General features: G+C 66.8%; 15 protein-coding genes. 10 read left to right on the forward strand and 5 right to left on the reverse strand.

The window, feature by feature from the left end:
• Positions 1-21 precede the first annotated feature (21 nt).
• Positions 22-1,353 carry a glutamyl-tRNA reductase gene (locus tag ABIB27_RS00270; protein ID WP_354253321.1) on the reverse strand — a complete coding sequence of 444 codons (1,332 nt, stop codon included), beginning with the start codon at positions 1,351-1,353 and terminating at the stop codon, positions 22-24.
• A 159-nt stretch (positions 1,354-1,512) separates the two neighbouring features.
• Between ABIB27_RS00270 and hemE the strand changes: the two genes are divergently transcribed.
• The 10 genes from hemE (at position 1,513) to hemL (ending at position 11,744) form a co-directional block, all read left to right on the forward strand.
• Entirely contained in the window at positions 1,513-2,619 is a 1,107-nt protein-coding gene (gene hemE / locus ABIB27_RS00275) for a uroporphyrinogen decarboxylase (RefSeq protein ID WP_354253322.1), read from the forward strand.
• Between the two features lie 4 nt (positions 2,620-2,623).
• Complete coding sequence (locus ABIB27_RS00280; protein WP_354253323.1) at positions 2,624-4,081, forward strand: protoporphyrinogen/coproporphyrinogen oxidase; 1,458 nt, start codon at positions 2,624-2,626, stop codon at positions 4,079-4,081.
• A gap of 102 nt (positions 4,082-4,183) precedes the next feature.
• A complete protein-coding gene (locus tag ABIB27_RS00285) occupies positions 4,184-5,044 on the forward strand; it encodes a hypothetical protein (RefSeq protein WP_354253324.1) in 861 nt (286 codons plus the stop codon).
• 113 nt (positions 5,045-5,157) lie between these two features.
• Positions 5,158-5,859 carry a hydrogen peroxide-dependent heme synthase gene (gene hemQ, locus ABIB27_RS00290; protein WP_354253325.1) on the forward strand — a complete coding sequence of 234 codons (702 nt, stop codon included), beginning with the start codon at positions 5,158-5,160 and terminating at the stop codon, positions 5,857-5,859.
• On the forward strand, positions 5,856-7,121 hold the full coding sequence (locus ABIB27_RS00295) for a ferrochelatase (protein ID WP_354253326.1): 1,266 nt from the start codon (positions 5,856-5,858) through the stop codon (positions 7,119-7,121). Before hemQ ends, ABIB27_RS00295 begins: the two co-directional genes overlap by 4 nt.
• Positions 7,118-8,101, forward strand: a complete 984-nt coding sequence (gene hemC, locus ABIB27_RS00300; protein WP_354253327.1) for a hydroxymethylbilane synthase — start codon at positions 7,118-7,120, stop codon at positions 8,099-8,101. The genes ABIB27_RS00295 and hemC overlap by 4 nt, the downstream gene beginning before the upstream one ends.
• Positions 8,088-8,963, forward strand: a complete 876-nt coding sequence (locus ABIB27_RS00305; RefSeq protein ID WP_354213887.1) for a uroporphyrinogen-III synthase — start codon at positions 8,088-8,090, stop codon at positions 8,961-8,963. Before hemC ends, ABIB27_RS00305 begins: the two co-directional genes overlap by 14 nt.
• Positions 8,960-9,940: a porphobilinogen synthase gene (hemB, locus tag ABIB27_RS00310; RefSeq protein ID WP_354253328.1), complete on the forward strand. Its 981-nt coding sequence runs from the start codon at positions 8,960-8,962 to the stop codon at positions 9,938-9,940. The genes ABIB27_RS00305 and hemB overlap by 4 nt, the downstream gene beginning before the upstream one ends.
• Positions 9,941-9,997: 57 nt before the next feature.
• On the forward strand, positions 9,998-10,165 hold the full coding sequence (locus ABIB27_RS00315) for a hypothetical protein (protein ID WP_354253329.1): 168 nt from the start codon (positions 9,998-10,000) through the stop codon (positions 10,163-10,165).
• A 259-nt stretch (positions 10,166-10,424) separates the two neighbouring features.
• The gene (gene hemL / locus ABIB27_RS00320; protein WP_354213890.1) at positions 10,425-11,744 is read left to right on the forward strand and encodes a glutamate-1-semialdehyde 2,1-aminomutase; all 1,320 of its coding nucleotides are present in this window, start codon (positions 10,425-10,427) and stop codon (positions 11,742-11,744) included.
• 107 nt (positions 11,745-11,851) lie between these two features.
• On the opposite strand, the gene ABIB27_RS00325 is transcribed toward hemL, so the two are convergent.
• The 4 genes from ABIB27_RS00325 to ABIB27_RS00340 all read right to left on the reverse strand — a co-directional run bounded on the left by ABIB27_RS00325 (position 11,852) and on the right by ABIB27_RS00340 (position 15,384).
• A complete protein-coding gene (locus tag ABIB27_RS00325; protein ID WP_354213892.1) occupies positions 11,852-12,589 on the reverse strand; it encodes an amino acid ABC transporter ATP-binding protein in 738 nt (245 codons plus the stop codon).
• The gene (locus ABIB27_RS00330) at positions 12,586-13,350 is read right to left on the reverse strand and encodes an amino acid ABC transporter permease (RefSeq protein WP_354213893.1); all 765 of its coding nucleotides are present in this window, start codon (positions 13,348-13,350) and stop codon (positions 12,586-12,588) included. The genes ABIB27_RS00325 and ABIB27_RS00330 overlap by 4 nt, the downstream gene beginning before the upstream one ends.
• Before the next feature lie 33 nt (positions 13,351-13,383).
• The gene (locus ABIB27_RS00335) at positions 13,384-14,334 is read right to left on the reverse strand and encodes an ABC transporter substrate-binding protein (protein ID WP_354253330.1); all 951 of its coding nucleotides are present in this window, start codon (positions 14,332-14,334) and stop codon (positions 13,384-13,386) included.
• 339 nt (positions 14,335-14,673) lie between these two features.
• The gene (locus ABIB27_RS00340) at positions 14,674-15,384 is read right to left on the reverse strand and encodes a 3'-5' exonuclease (protein ID WP_354213895.1); all 711 of its coding nucleotides are present in this window, start codon (positions 15,382-15,384) and stop codon (positions 14,674-14,676) included.
• Positions 15,385-15,401 lie beyond the last annotated feature (17 nt).

The following is a 15,401-nucleotide window of genomic DNA, read 5'->3' on the forward strand; positions in this document are numbered from 1 at the left end:
CCGCCAGCGACGCGCTAGGCGTCAGGCTGTTTCGCGGCCCTTTTGATTCGTGGAGCCCTGGTGATCCGCGGGGCACTCAGCCTGGGCCGCGGCAGCGGGCTGCTCCACGGTAATGCCGTAGAGGGTTTCGAGGGCCGAAACGTAGTCGTCCTGCTGGCCGTTCGCCGCCAATTCGCGGGCACGGACCGTGGGCACGTGGAGCAACTGCTTGACCATCCGGCGAAGCGCGAACTCCACTTCCTCGGCGGCCGCGGTGCAGCCGTGGCGGGCACGGACCCGCTCCATCTCCGCATCAAGGACGTTCATGGTGTGCCGGCGGAGCGCCACGATGGCCGAATCCGCGGAGCGGGCTTCCCGCTCCTGTTCGAACGCTTTGGCGGCGCCGGACACAATGCCGCTGGCGTGGGTCAGCGACTCAACCTGTTCCTGCGGGGCCGCTAACCGTACGGATTCGAGCGTCAGCAGCTCAACGCCGTCGAGCTGTCCGACTTCCGGGTCAAAGTCATGGGTGAGGGCAAGGTCGATGGCGATCAGCGGCTGGGGAGACGCGGCACGGACCTGGGCAAGTTCACCGGCTTCAATGCGGGTGTCCGAGCCGCTGCAGCCGATCATCACGTCGGCGGCTGCGACAGCTGTCGGGAGAGTATCCGCGTCCAGGGCCGTTCCGCCCCTGGTGGCGACAAATGCTTCGGCGCGGCCCGACGAGGAAAACACGGAGGTGTCCGTGCAGCCGCGATCGCGCAGCAACGCCATGGTGGCGCCGGCGTAGGCGCCGGTGCCAAACAGGACAACCTTTTTCGCCGACCAGTCGGGGTTCTCGGACAGATCGGTTGCCAGGTCCAGGGCCACGGAGACGATGGACAGGCCGCGGGATCCAAGGGCGGTCTGTGCGCCGACGTCCTTGGCCGTTTTGGACGCGGCCTGGAACAGCCGGACCAGGCCCGAGCTGGCAGTGCCCTCGTGTTGGGCGGTGATGAGGGCGCGGCGCACCTGGCCGGCAATCTCGCGCTCGCCCACGACGGCGGAATCGAGTCCGGCGCTGACGGCAAAAAGGTGCTGGCTGACTTCGGTACCGGTCCGGGTGCTGAAGGCGCGGGAGACAAGCTGTTCGTTGAGGCCGCTCAGACCGCTGATCTCGGATACGAGGGCCGCCCGGGCGGCCTCGACGTCATCGGCGTGGGGCGCTTCACCGTAGATTTCGTATCGGTTGCAGGTGGCAAGCACCACCGCGCCCGTCACTGCCGGCGATCCGGAGAGTGCGGACGTGGCGATCTCTGAAGCACCGTTGCTCAGTTGAGCAACGGTCTCAAGATCGATGTCGGCGTGTGTAGCCACCAATGAAAAAAGAACCACAACGGATCCATCATAGCTTTTTCGTGGCGCGGTAAAACAACCCGGGGCGCACGGTGTCGGGGGCTTAAGGCCGTGATTCGCGGCACGCTCCCTCGAAAGCTCCCGCAGGTGACAGGCTGTCGTTATCTTTTGGGGCCGATTTTGGGCACAATCGAAGGCATGACTTCCAGCTCCGCCGTGCCTCATGTCCTGTCTGACGACGGTGCCCTTGCCGCCAGCCATCCGCTGATGGATGGCCGCACCGCAGATTCCCCGCTGATCACCGCCTACCGTGGCGGCAAGCCCTCGCGGCGGCCGGTGTGGTTCATGCGGCAGGCCGGGCGATCCCTTCCCGAGTACCTGAAGGTGCGCGAAGGAGTGGCCATGCTGGACTCGTGCCTGCGGCCGGAACTGGCATCCGAGATCACCTTGCAGCCCGTCCGTCGCCACGACGTTGACGCGGCCATCTTCTTCTCCGACATCGTGATTCCGCTAAAGCTCGCCGGAATCGGCGTGGACATAGTGCCCGGGGTGGGACCCGTACTGGACAAGGCCGTCCGCACCGCCGAGGACGTAGCGGCCCTGCCGCAGCTGACGTGGGAGGCGCTGGAGCCCATCCGCGAAGCCGTCCGCCTGACTGTGGCGGAACTTGGTAAGACCCCGCTGATCGGCTTCGCCGGCGCACCGTTTACGCTCGCCGCCTACATGGTGGAGGGCAAGCCCTCGCGGGACCACCTGGGCCCGCGCACCATGATGCACGCGGATCCGGAGACCTGGGCCGCGCTGGCCAACTGGGCCGCCGATGCCTCCGGGCTGTTCCTCCGTGCCCAGCTTGAAGCCGGCGCCTCCGCCGGTCAGCTTTTTGATTCCTGGGCAGGGTCGCTGGGCCTCGCCGACTACACCAGGCACGTGGCGCCGGCCTCAGCCAGGGCGCTGGACCACGTCCGCCACCTGGGTGCGCCGCTGGTGCACTTCGGCACCGGCACGTCTGAACTCCTGGCTGCCATGCGCGACGTCGGCGTGGACGTGGTGGGTGTTGATTACCGCCTGCCGCTGGACGAGGCCAACCGTCGCCTGGGCGGCACGGTGCCGCTACAGGGGAACATCGATCCGGCGCTGCTGTCCGCGCCCTGGGAAGTCCTCGAGGCACACGTGCGCGAAGTCATCAAAGCTGGCTCCTCGGCGCCCGGGCATGTGCTGAACCTTGGCCACGGGGTGCCGCCCGAAACCGACGCCACCGTCCTCACCCGGGTTGTCGAACTCATCCATTCCATTTCACCGGAGTAGGAGCGTGGAAAGCTCCTTAAAGCCGGCCCCGGCTGCCATCGTCCTGGGTGGCGGCATCTCCGGCCTGCTGGCAGCGCGGGAACTGGCCACGGCCGGCCAGGCCGTAACCGTCTTGGAAGCTACCGCACTCTGGGGCGGCTGCGTTGGCAGCCATGTGGTGGCAGGCCTCACCCTGGACAGCGGGGCGGAGTCCTTCGCAACACGCTCCACCGCGGTGGCCGAGCTGGCCGCTGAACTTGGGCTGGCCGGCAAGATCGTTTTGCCCCGCCCCGGCGGTGCCTGGGTGCAGCTTCCGGACGGCCCCCGGGAGCTTCCCAAGACCGGCGTCCTGGGCATTCCCGCCAACCCATGGGACCCGGAGGTCCGGCGCTCCCTTGGATTTTTTGGTTCGCTGCGGGCGTCATTGGACAAGTACCTGCCCGCCAGGGTGGGCGCGTCAGCGGAAGTCACCAGTGTCTCGGCGCTGGTCCGGGCGCGGATGGGCCGTCGGGTGCTGGAGCGGCTGGTCGCTCCGGTGGTGGGCGGCGTGCACTCCGCCGATCCCGGGCTCCTCGATGTCGATATGGTGGCCCCGGGCCTGCGCGCGGGGATCCGGACGCACGGTTCGCTGGCTGCCGCAGTTGCTGCCCAACGCCGCGGTCCGGGCGGGCCTTCCCTCGCGAAGGCGGGTTCCGCCGTCGCCGGACTCGAAGGCGGGATGCACACCCTGGTCACGGCCCTCGTCAGCGATCTCCATGAACGCGGCGTCACACTGCTCGCCGGTTCCCCGGCGGGTGCAGTGAAGCGGACCCCCGAGGGCTGGCGGGTCACCGCGGGTGAAGCAACGTACGACGGCGGCCTGCTGGTGGTGGCGCTCCCCGGCCCGGCCGCCGTCGGGCTGCTGCAGGAGGCAGTGCCCGCCCTCGCCGGCAGGAGTCCAGAGCACGGGCCCGACGTCCGGCTTGTCACGCTGGTGGTGGACCTGCCTGAACTGGACCGCAGGCCGCGGGGTACCGGAATCCTGGTGGCACCCCAGACACCGGGCATCCAGGCAAAAGCACTCACGCATGCGACCGCGAAATGGGACTGGCTGGCAGCCGCGGCCGGGCCCGGAACCCACGTGTTGCGTCTGTCGTACGGCCGGCTGGAGGGTACTGCCGCTGACGGCTCGGCCGCCCCGGGCTCCAGGGCAGACGGCTCTACAACTGCAGCGGGCTCCGACCTCCTGGCTGCAGCCCTGCGGGACGCTTCCAGTCTGCTGGAGGTCCCGGTGCAGTCGAAGGACCTAGTGGGCTGGGACGTGGTGAGGTGGCAGGGCGCCCTGCCGTTCGCTGCGGTGGGCCACAAGGCCCGGGTGGCCGGGATCCGCAGCATCTGCGCCGCGGAGAGCGGGCTGGGCATAATAGGCGGCTGGGTGGCCGGCAACGGACTCGCCGCTGTTGTGTTCGACACACGCAAAGAAATTCACGGCCTGCTCAGCTGATCATTGCCCCTGTTCAGCGCAATATAGCCCCGGCGGCCGTCCGCGACGGGGCCAATTTCCCGGTTTCCAATCCGTCCGATCCTGTGGCTAGGGTCGATAGCTATGGTTATTTACAGGTCCGAACCTTCCCGTTCCAGGACCAGTATCCATGGGGGATTCCGGCGTGGCGCGGCTGCCGCGGCCCTCGGAACGATACTGGTACTTTCTGCAGGCGTCCCCGCCTCCCAGGCGGGGACGGGCCAAAGTGAATCCGGCAAGCCCGTCCAGGCGAAAGACCATCAGGATGACTCCCTGATCGGTGGCCTGTTGAGGGGCCTGCGGGATGAGCCAGAAGACCGCACCGAGTCGCCTGAACCTTCACCGGCCGCGTCAACCCCGGCCACCCCCGGCGCCGCCACGCAGGGTCCCACCAGGCCGGGTCCCACCAGACCGGGTGCCACCAGGCCAACCGAGCCGGCAAACCCGCCTCCCACTTCCCCTGCGACCGGCAGTCCAACGTCGCCGGCCCCGGTTCCTACGGATACAGCGGCCCCGGTTCCTACGGATACGTCGGCCCGGGGAGCCTCACCACGGTCGTCCCGCCCCGGACCTTCGGCGCCGTCGCCCGCGCCGTCATCGACGGCCCAGGACTCCGGCACCGCCGCACCGGCAACGGGAGCAACCCCGGAGAACCAGGGCCAGTCCGCCGCACCCGGAACAGGTCAGCAGGCATCCGAACCGCAGAAGTCCCAGCATCCCGGGGGCGACCAGTCCACCGGCCACGCCACGGATGAAGCCACGGCCGGCGCCACCAGCAGCGGGTCCACGGAAACTGCCGGGCTCTCCACTGCACCGTCCTCGCGGCACAAGATGTCTGCGGCAGCTGAACCCGCCGCCGAAACAGCCAAGGTGTGGCTCGGCGTCGGCCTGATAGGTTCTGCCGGAGCTGCAGGGCTCCTGTTTGCCCGGATCCGCAGGATCTGACTACTGCCGGACGAGGCTGGCAGGCCATACGGAGGTGTGAAATTGGGCACTTCTACGTCATGTAGAAGTCGCTGGTTTCGACTTGGGGGGAGGGAACGGGCAAACTGGTAACTATGAGCCACACTTCTGCCGAATCTGTCACTAAAACCGAAGAATCAGCCAAGCAGTTCTTCACCCTCTGGACCGTTTTCAAGCGCACCGAGTCCCTGGTTCGCAGCGCTGATGCTGCCGCCGATTTTGACGCCCTGCTGTCCCGGCTGTCCGACGCCGGCGTCACCCACCGCGGGAGCTACGACGTGTCCGCCATGCGTGCCGACGCCGACGTCATGGTGTGGCTCCACGGATCTAAGCCCGAAGCGCTCCAGCAGGCCATCCGCGAGATCCGCCGCAGCAAGCTCCTTGCCGGCACCGACATTGTCTGGTCAGCCATGGGTGTGCACCGCGATGCTGAATTCGCCAAGGATCACACTCCCGCCTATTCCCGCGGAGTGGAACCGGCTGAATGGCTCTGCGTCTACCCCTTCGTCCGCTCCTACGAGTGGTACCTCCTCCCCGACGCCGAGCGTGGCAAAATGCTGCGCGACCACGGCATGCTGGGCCGCGAGTTCCCCCAGGTTATTTCCAACACTGTGTCCGCCTTCGCCCTGGGCGACTGGGAATGGATCCTTGGCCTCGAGGCTCCCGAGCTCGTAGACCTCGTTGACCTCATGCGGCACCTGCGTTCCACTGAGGCCCGCAACCACGTCCGGGAGGAAATCCCGTTCTACACCGGCCGCCGCATCACCGCGGCAGAGGTCGCAGAGGTCCTCGCATGACCCCGAACGATCCTCTGGCCAGCTCCACCGTCACTGCTGTCAACCCCGTCACCGAGGCCGGCCGGATGGCTCCCGAGGACTATGACGCGGTGCTGCTCGCCTCCTTCGGCGGCCCCGAGGGACAGGACGACGTCATCCCGTTCCTGCGCAACGTCACCCGCGGCCGCGGTATCCCGGACGAGCGGCTCGAAGAGGTTTCCCACCACTACCGGGCCAACGGCGGCATCAGCCCCATCAACCAGCAGAACCGTCAGCTCAAAGCCGCCCTCGAGGCCGAGCTCGCCGCCCGTGGCATCAGCCTTCCGGTGCTGTGGGGCAACCGCAACTGGGCCCCCTACCTTCCGCAGACCCTGCAGGACGCTTACGACGCCGGCCACCGCAAACTGCTGATGGTCACCACCAGTGCCTACTCCTGTTACTCCAGCTGCCGCCAATACCGCGAGGACATCGGCATCGCCCTGACGGAGACCGGGCTGGACGGCCGGCTCGAGGTGGACAAGGTCCGCCAGTACTTCGACCACCCCGGCTTTGTGGAGCCGTTCATTGAGGGCACCACAGCCGGGCTCGCGGACGTCCGCGCCCAGCTCGCCGCCGCGGGCACCCCGGATGCCCCCGTCCAGATTCTGTTCGCGACGCATTCGATCCCCACACGGGATGCAGAAGCCGCCGGACGGTCCGACGCTGAGCCGCGCGAGTTTGAGGAAGGTTCCGCCTACGTGGCCCAGCACCTCGCCACCGCCTCGGCGGTCATCGAGAGGGTCAAAGCGGAATCCGGACTGACCGCTCCATGGTCGCTGGTGTACCAGTCCCGCTCCGGCGCCCCGCACGTGCCGTGGCTGGAACCGGACATCAACCATGCCATCGAAGAGTTGGCCGGCCAGGGGGTCAAAGGCATCGTCATCGTGCCGCTCGGGTTCGTCAGCGACCACATGGAAGTTGTCTGGGACCTGGACACCGAAGCGCTTGAGACCTGCCGCAACCTGGGGCTGGCCGCCACGCGCGTTCCGACCCCCGGTACCCACCGGAAGTTCGTCAATGGACTCGTGGACCTCATCTCGGAACGCACGCGTGCCAACAACATCGCCGACCGGTCCGCAATGACCGGCCTGGGCCCGTGGTATGACGTCTGCCGGCCCGGCTGCTGTGCCAATTTCCGCGGCGAAAAGCCAACCATCGCCGGAGCCGACACCACCGTCGGCACCGGGCACGACGAGTACCCGGCAGGCGGCGCAGACGCTGCCAGGGGAGAAGGCGCACTGTGACGGTCCGGATTGGAACGAGGGCCAGCAAACTCGCGCTGACCCAGACCCAGCAGACGGCTGACCAGCTGGCCGCCGTCGGCGGCTTCCCGGTGGAGCTGGTGCACATCACCACCGAGGGCGACGTTAAGACAGGATCGCTGTCCCAGATGGGCGGCACCGGCGTATTTGTCGCCGCCCTGCGCGATGCCCTGCTGCATGACACATGCGACGTCGCGGTGCACTCGCTCAAGGACCTGCCCACCGGCGCAGCACTTGGCCTGACCATCGCCGCGACGCCCAAGCGTGTGGACGTGCGCGATGCGCTCTGCGCCCGCGACGGCCTCAAGCTGGCCGACCTTCCGCAGGGCGCCAGGGTGGGCACCGGCTCGCCGCGCCGCGCTGCCCAGCTGCGCGCCGCCCGCCCCGACCTGGATGTCCAGGATATCCGCGGCAACGTGGACACCCGCCTGGGCCGTGTGCCCGGCCTGCCCGGCAACGCAGAAGCCGCACCAGGTGACCTCGACGCCGTCGTCCTGGCCGCCGCCGGCCTGGAGCGCATCGGCCGCCTGGACGCCGTCAGCGAATTCTTGGAGACGGACGTGATGCTGCCCGCACCGGGACAGGGCTCGCTGGCCATTGAATGCAGGACGGCCGACGCCCCGCGCAAGGCCGGTTCCACCGAAGGTTCGCAAGGTGTCCTGGCGCAGGCCCTGGCCGCGCTCAACGATGAGGACACCCGCCTCGCCGTGACTGCCGAACGTGCTGTGCTGGCCCGCCTCGAGGCCGGCTGCGCCGCCCCCGTGGGCGCTTTCGCCTACCGGAAGGGCAGCATGCTGTACCTCGAGGCTGCAGTCTGCGCCGTGGACGGTACCAAGATTGTGCGTGAAAAGAAGGCGACGGACGGCCTGACGGAGGTTGGCGCCACCCTGCTCGGCATCGAGGTGGCCGAACTCCTCCTCGCCGCCGGCGCCGCGGAGATCGCGGATCTTGCCGCATCCTGATGACCTGGCGGGGTCGCTGGGTGGCAGGCGCGTCCTGATCACCCGGAGCGCCGACCGAGCCCGTCCACTGTCCTCGCTGCTGCGCAGCCTCGGGGCCGAGCCGCTGGTCCTGCCCCTCATCGACTTCGAGCGGGCCGCGGACCAGCCAGCGCTGGATGCCGCCCTGGATGCAATGGCGGCCGGGGATTTCGACTGGCTTGTGGTCAGCAGCATCACCACGGTCCGCATGCTCGCGGAAAAGGCCGCCGGGCGCGGAACTACGCTGGCAGCGCTCGTGCCTGCCGGGACCCGCGTGGCCACCATTGGACCGTCGTCCCGGCAGATTTTGGAGTCCGTGGGCATCCCCGTGGCGCTGGCCCCAGTGGACATCCAGTCCGCCGAAGGCTTGGTTGACCTCTGGACGGCGGCCCCCGAGCGCGTGCTGCTCCCGCAGGCGGATATCGCTGCGCCCGGTTTGCGCGAGGGCCTTGCGGCCAAGGGCGCCAACGTCACCCCGGTCGTGGCCTACCGCACCGTGGATTTCCCGGCCCGGCCGGAAGTCCGCCTGCAGGCGGAACTGCCGGCCGCCGTCGTGGATTCCAACCATGGGGCACCGCCGGAGCTGAGCCCGGTAGAGGCCCGCGAAGAGCTCGCCGCGGGAACCCTCGACGCCGTTGTGGCCGCTTCGCCGAGCGCCGCGCGCCGGATCGCTGCGACCCTGCTGCCGCTGGGCAGCTGCCGTTTCATCGCAATCGGGCGCCCGACGGCGGCACAAGCTGCCGCGCTTGGCATCCCGGTGGCAGCCACCGCCAAAGTACCAACCCCGGCCGGCATCGTGGCCGCCTTGGGCACCGTATTCGCCAACGAAGGGAACACCCGATGAGCTTTCCGAACCACCGCCCGCGCCGGCTCCGCACCACGCCCGCCATGCGCCGCCTCACCGCCGAGTACCGTCTGGCCCCTGCGGACCTGATCCTGCCGGCATTCATCCGGGAAGGCATCAGCGAACCCGCACCCATCACCTCCATGCCCGGCGTGGTGCAGCACACCACCGAGTCCCTCAAGCGTGCCGCCGCAGAAGCCGTGGAACTGGGCGTAGGCGGCATCATGCTCTTTGGCGTTCCCGAGGTGCGGGATGCCCGCGGCACCGCCTCCCTGGACCCGGACGGCGTCCTCAACAAGGCCATTCGCGATGTCCGCGCCGAGGTGGGCGATGACCTGGTCATCATGGGCGACGTCTGCCTGGACGAATTCACCGACCACGGCCACTGCGGCGTCCTGGACGCCGACGGCTATGTGGACAACGACGCCACCCTGGAAATCTACGGCCAAATGGCCGTGGCACAGGCCGATGCCGGCGCCCACGTGCTGGGGCCCTCAGGCATGATGGATGGCCAGATCGCCGTGATCCGCCAGGCCCTCGAGGAATCCGGACACAGGAACACCGTTATCCTGGCCTACGCGGCCAAGTACGCCTCCGCGTTCTACGGCCCCTTCCGTGAAGCCGTGGACTCCCAGCTTAAGGGCGACCGGCGAACGTACCAGATGGACGCCGCCAACCGCCGCGAAGCCATCCTCGAGGTGGAACTGGACCTTGAGGAAGGCGCCGATATGGTCATGGTTAAACCGGCCATGAGCTACCTCGACATCCTGGCCGACGTCGCCGCGATGAGCCCCGTACCTGTCTCGGCCTACCAGATCTCGGGCGAATACGCGATGATTGAAGCCGCCGCTGCGAATGGCTGGATCGACCGGCGGGGCGCCATCACCGAATCCGTCCTCGGCATCAAGCGGGCCGGCGCCAATACCGTGCTGACGTACTGGGCCGCCGAGCTCGCAGGCTGGCTCAAGGAATCCTGACGGGCCGAATTTTGATGCCGCGGGAATGTTTCCGGCGGCCCGGAAGTTTGTATGCGTATGCATGAAAACAGCGAGCTTTCCGGAACCACTCCCTCAACCCCGGGCCACGCCACCGCTCCCGTCGCCTATGCCGACCTGTACCGGCGCACCCTTGCCGAGGCTGGCAAGGAACCTCAGGCGCTGTCGGTGCAGCCTCCCGGCTATGTGGGGTGGCAGCGAAGGTAGTCAGCCTCAAGAAGACCCTGGGCGCGGACCGCTTCGAGATGAAGTACAGCAGCGGCACGCTGCCCCACGCTCAGATGATGCGCTCCATCTAACTGTTCGGCACCAAAGTCAAAGTGGCGCCTCTCGTCGCAGACCAGCTTGCGGACGTGCTCGCTGACCGCTGACAGCTGTCCGCTGACACTCACAGCCTGGATTGCGGCATCCAGCGCTCGCTGTGGCGTGCGCCGGATGCCGCGGCATGGGATGGGAGAATAGGGGTATGACTCGTTCCGATGCCCTCTTCGCCCGTGCCCAGACTCTGATGCCCGGTGGCGTCAACTCGCCCGTCCGTGCCTTCGGCTCGGTGGGCGGGACTCCGAGGTTCATGGTTTCGGCCAAGGGCCCCTACCTGACGGACGCCGACGGCAACGAGTACGTGGACCTGGTCTGCTCTTGGGGGCCGGCCCTCCTGGGCCACGCCCACCCGGCTGTGCTCGAGGCAGTCCACGCAGCTGTAGACCGCGGCCTGTCTTTCGGAGCCTCCACGCCGGACGAGGCAAACCTGGCCGCTCTCGTGCAGGAGCGTGTGCCCGCCGCCGAGCGTGTCCGGATGGTGTCCACCGGCACCGAGGCCACCATGACGGCCGTGCGGCTGGCCCGCGGTTTCACCGGCCGGAATCTCATCATCAAGTTTGCCGGCTGCTACCACGGCCACCTCGACGGGCTGCTTGCCGCCGCCGGATCGGGTGTTGCCACCCTGGCGCTGCCCGGCTCGGCCGGTGTCACCGAAGCCACGGCCGCCGAAACCCTCGTTCTGCCCTACAACGACCTTGCCGCCGTTGAGGCCGCCTTCGCTGAGCACGGACCCAACATCGCGGCCATTATCACCGAAGCCGCGCCGGCGAACATGGGCGTGGTCACCCCGGCGGAGGGCTTCAACCTGGGGCTGTCCCGCATCACCCGCGAGCACGGCGCCCTGCTGATCGTCGATGAGGTGCTGACCGGTTTCCGCACCGGTTACTCGGGCTACTGGGGCCTGACCGGCGGCGCGCCCGACGCCGCGGACCCGTGGACCCCGGACCTGCTCACCTTCGGCAAGGTCATCGGGGGTGGAATGCCGGCCGCGGCCCTCGCCGGACGTGCCGACGTGATGGACTTCCTGGCGCCCCTGGGGCCGGTCTACCAGGCCGGGACGCTGTCCGGCAACCCGGTGGCCATGGCGGCCGGCGTCGCCACCCTGACGCACGCCACGCGCGACGTCTATTCGTTTGTTGACGTCCGGTCGCTGGAACTTTCCTCGGCGTTGTCCGCCGCGCTGGACGGTGCCGGTGTGGACCACTCCATCCAGTTCGCCGGCAACCTCTTCTCTGTGGCGTTCGGAACCTCGGCCCACGGCGTCCATAACTACGCGGATGCCCAGGCCCAGGAAACCTTCCGGTACGCGCCGTTCTTCCACTCCATGCTGGACTCCGGCGTTTACCTGCCGCCGTCCGTCTTCGAAGCCTGGTTCCTCTCGGCAGCCCACGACGACGCCGCCATGAACCGGATCTTTGACGCTCTCCCGGCCGCCGCCCAAGCTGCAGCCGCCGCTAAAGGCTAGTCCCGGCGTCGGCACCCTCTTAACCCAGAAATCCCCGCTCCCGGACAAATCCCCGCAACATGATTGGGGGAAAAGTCCGGGAGGCGGGGATTTCTGGGTTGTGCGCCCTAAAGCACGTCCGAAAGGAAGCCCCTCAGTCGATCCGTTGCGGGCGCCGTGAAGATTTGCTCGGGTGGACCCGATTCGACCACCACACCAGCGTCCATGAACGTCACTGTGTCCGAGACATTGCGGGAGAAGCCCATTTCGTGGGTCACCACCACCATGGTCATGCCGCCCTTGGCGAGGTCGGCCATGAGCGCCAGGACGCCCTTGACCAGCTCAGGGTCCAGGGCCGACGTGGCCTCATCAAAGAACATCACCTCAGGTTTCATGGCCAGAGCACGGGCAATGGCCACACGCTGCTGCTGGCCACCGGACAGGGTGGAGGGTCGTACCTCCGCCTTGTGCGTCAGGCCGACCAGATCCAGCTGCTCCAAGGCCTCGGCCCAAGCCTGTTCCTTGGATAGCCCGCGCAGCTTACGCAACGCGAAGGCGATGTTCTCACCTACGGTCTTGTGCGGAAACAGGTTGAACTGCTGGAACACCATGCCGATACGGCGGCGCAGCTCGTCCGGGTTGTCCTTGAGTACCGAACGGCCATCGAGCAGAATGTCGCCCTGGTCCGGTTCAATGAGCCGATTCATGACCCGCAACAGCGTTGACTTGCCCGAACCGGAAGGGCCGATCACCGACGCGGTGGTGCCCTTTTCGACGTGGATGTCGATGCCGCGCAGGACCTTGTTGGATCCGAAGGCCAGGTGGATGTTCTTGGCGGTCAGAGTCCCTGAAGTAAATTCCGTCATGCTTGAGCTCCCTTGCCGACGACGGCGGCTGCCTCGTCCGGTTCCAGCTTCTGCGGGCGGCCGCTGCGCAGTCGGTTGTCGATGTAGTTGACCAGGTGCGTAAGCGGAATGGTCATGGCCAGATAGAAAATGGCGGCGGCGACATAGGGGGACAGGTTGCCGCTGCGTGCGGCAGCGTCCTGGCCGATCTGGAACAGCTCGCGTTCCGTGGCCAGCAAGCCCAAGGTGAAGACCAGCGAAGAGTCCTTGATCAGGGCAATGAACTGGTTCATGAGGGCCGGAAGCACCCGGCGGATACCTTGGGGCACCACGATCGAGCGCATGGAAGGCCCGTAACCAAAGCCCAGGGCCCGCGCTGCTTCCAACTGCCCCTTGTCCACGCTCTGAATGCCGGAGCGGAAGATTTCCCCCGTGTAGGCGGCGGCCATGAGGGACAACGCCGCAATACCCATCGGATAGGGGCTGTTGCTGCCTGTGATTTCGCGGAAGATTGGCCCGAATCCAAGGCCGATGACCAGGATGGTGAGGACCGCTGGGAGTCCACGGAAAACGTCCGTGTACACCCGGGCGGCCCACCGTGCCAAAGGATTCCGGGAGATTCCCATGAGAGCCAGGACCAGGCCGAGGAAAGCCCCAATCAGTCCCGAGGTGATCGCCAGGACCAGCGTATTGGGCAGGCCCACCGCGAGCATGCTCGGCAGAACCTCGGCGATCTGCTTCCAGTCAAGGAAGGTCTCTGCGAGTCGTGTCAGGAAATCCATATGGCGTCGCTATCTTCTCTGGGTGGTCGGCTTCTAGTTCGCAGGGAGCTTGACGGCCTTGCTGCCGGGCTTCCAACCCTCGGGGGTCTGCTCGGCAGCGGTCTTGCGGTCCGTGTACCACTGGCTAGTCTGCTTGGCCCAGGTGCCATCGGCAACTACGGCGTCCAGGGCAGAGTTCAGCGCTTCGAGGAGGGCCGGGTTGTCCTTGGCAACGGCGTAGGCCGTGAAGTTCTGTGTATTGAGCTTCTTCTCGGCGATCTTGGTGCCGTCACCGGGCTTGACCTGGCCGGTTGCCTGCTGCGACGGTGACACCCAGGCGTCCACCTGGCCACTCTTCAGGCTGGCGAAGACAGTGTTGTAGTCAGGGAAGGAAACCGGCTCAAGGTTCAATGTGTTCTTGACGTAGTCTTCCTGCACACTGCCGCTGACGACGCCAACGCGCAGGCCGCTCTTCAGATCCGCGAACGCCTGGGCCTTGGCATCTTCCTTGGTCACCAGGGCCATGTAGCCGAAGTCATAGCCGTTGGTGAATGCAACCGTTTCGCGTCGGGCGTCCGTGGTGGAAATCGAGGAGGACCCGACGTCGAACTGCTTGTTCTTGACCTGGCTGAGAAGTGCCTGGAACTTGGTGGAGGCGAACTCGACCTTGAGTCCCAGCTTGTCGCCAATGGCCCGCAGGAGCTCGTTGTCGTATCCAGTGAACTTGCCCGACGGATCAATGAAGATGTTCGGCGGGGCGTCGGACAATGTGCCGACACGCAGGGTCCCGTCGGTGATAAGGCCCAGCTTGGACTTGTCAATCTTGTCCAGCGCAGTAACGTCCTTGGTGGTGTACTTGTCCAGCGTCTGCTGGTCGCTGCCAGCGAGGGCGTCCGTGGGAGTACCGCTCGGCTGGGCAGTCCCCGTGCCGCAGGCGGCCAGCGAGACAGCCAGGGCAACCGCGACGGGAACGCTGGTCAGCCACTTCATGGCTTTGGTCTTCATGGGAAAGTCACTTTCATCAGAGTCATAGGTTCAAACGGGCCGCACGGCTACATGGCAGGAGCCTGGAACGTGCCCGGGGGTAGGCCCGCGCGGGCCGGGGCAGAGGGTGACCGCAAAACTTAATCATCTCACTTCAGGCCGAAGCCGAGGAGTGTCGAAGAAATAGCACCCCTCTGCCGCAAAAGCTGCAGATTCTTTGATTAACGCCGCAGGGTGGGTCGCATCACTGAGCGGCTCCAGTGATTGGCCGAATCCACGCTTCCAAAGGGGTTGCGCCCCCCGATGCCCCCAGACTGTGAGATAGCTCGCAGCCGGGAATTTTTGCTTGCCCGGATAAAGCTAGAAGTCGCCGCGGCTGGCGTCTTCTGGCGGCAGGACGGGCCACTCTCCTTCGATCACAGCCGCGGGTTTGGTCTTGCGCAGGTAGTTCTGGAAGTCTGCCGCCTGGCTGACGGCCCAGTCCTTTTGCAGTTCGTGAAGCTGGCTGGCCGGCATTTTGAGCTTGGGGAATTTGACGGTCATGGCGTCCAGCATCCGGAGTGTGGCCAGGGCGTCCGCCGCTGAGGTGTGGGCATTGTCCAGAGTGATGCCGTACTCCTCGCAGAGTGCGGTCAGCGTGCGCTTGCCCTTGCGGTACCTGTCCACCTGCTTGTTCATGATGTACGGGTCCAGGACAGGGAAGCGGGTGAGCTGCCGGACGCCATAGCGGGCTGATTCGGCGGCCAGGACCGTGAAGTCGTAGCTGGCGTTGAAGGCAATCACCGGGATGCCGGCGTCGAACAGTTCCTGCAGGACGGTGGCGAGCTCACCGGTGACTTCCTGGGCCGGACGCCCCTCACGCCGGGCCTGCTCGGTGGTTACGCCGTGGATATCGCTGGCCTCGGCAGGGATTTCAACACCCGGATCGGCAAGCCATTCGTGTTCCTTGATCACATCCCCGTTGTGGCCCACCACCGTCACCGAAGCCGTGACAATGCGCGCGGCACGCGAGTTCCGTCCGGTGGTTTCGAGGTCGAAGGCTGCGCGGGGGAGGGTGTTCCAGGTGCTCATGCTTCAACGCTACCGGC

The sequence above is a fragment of the Arthrobacter sp. UYEF21 genome (assembly GCF_040546085.1).
GTDB lineage: Bacteria > Actinomycetota > Actinomycetes > Actinomycetales > Micrococcaceae > Arthrobacter.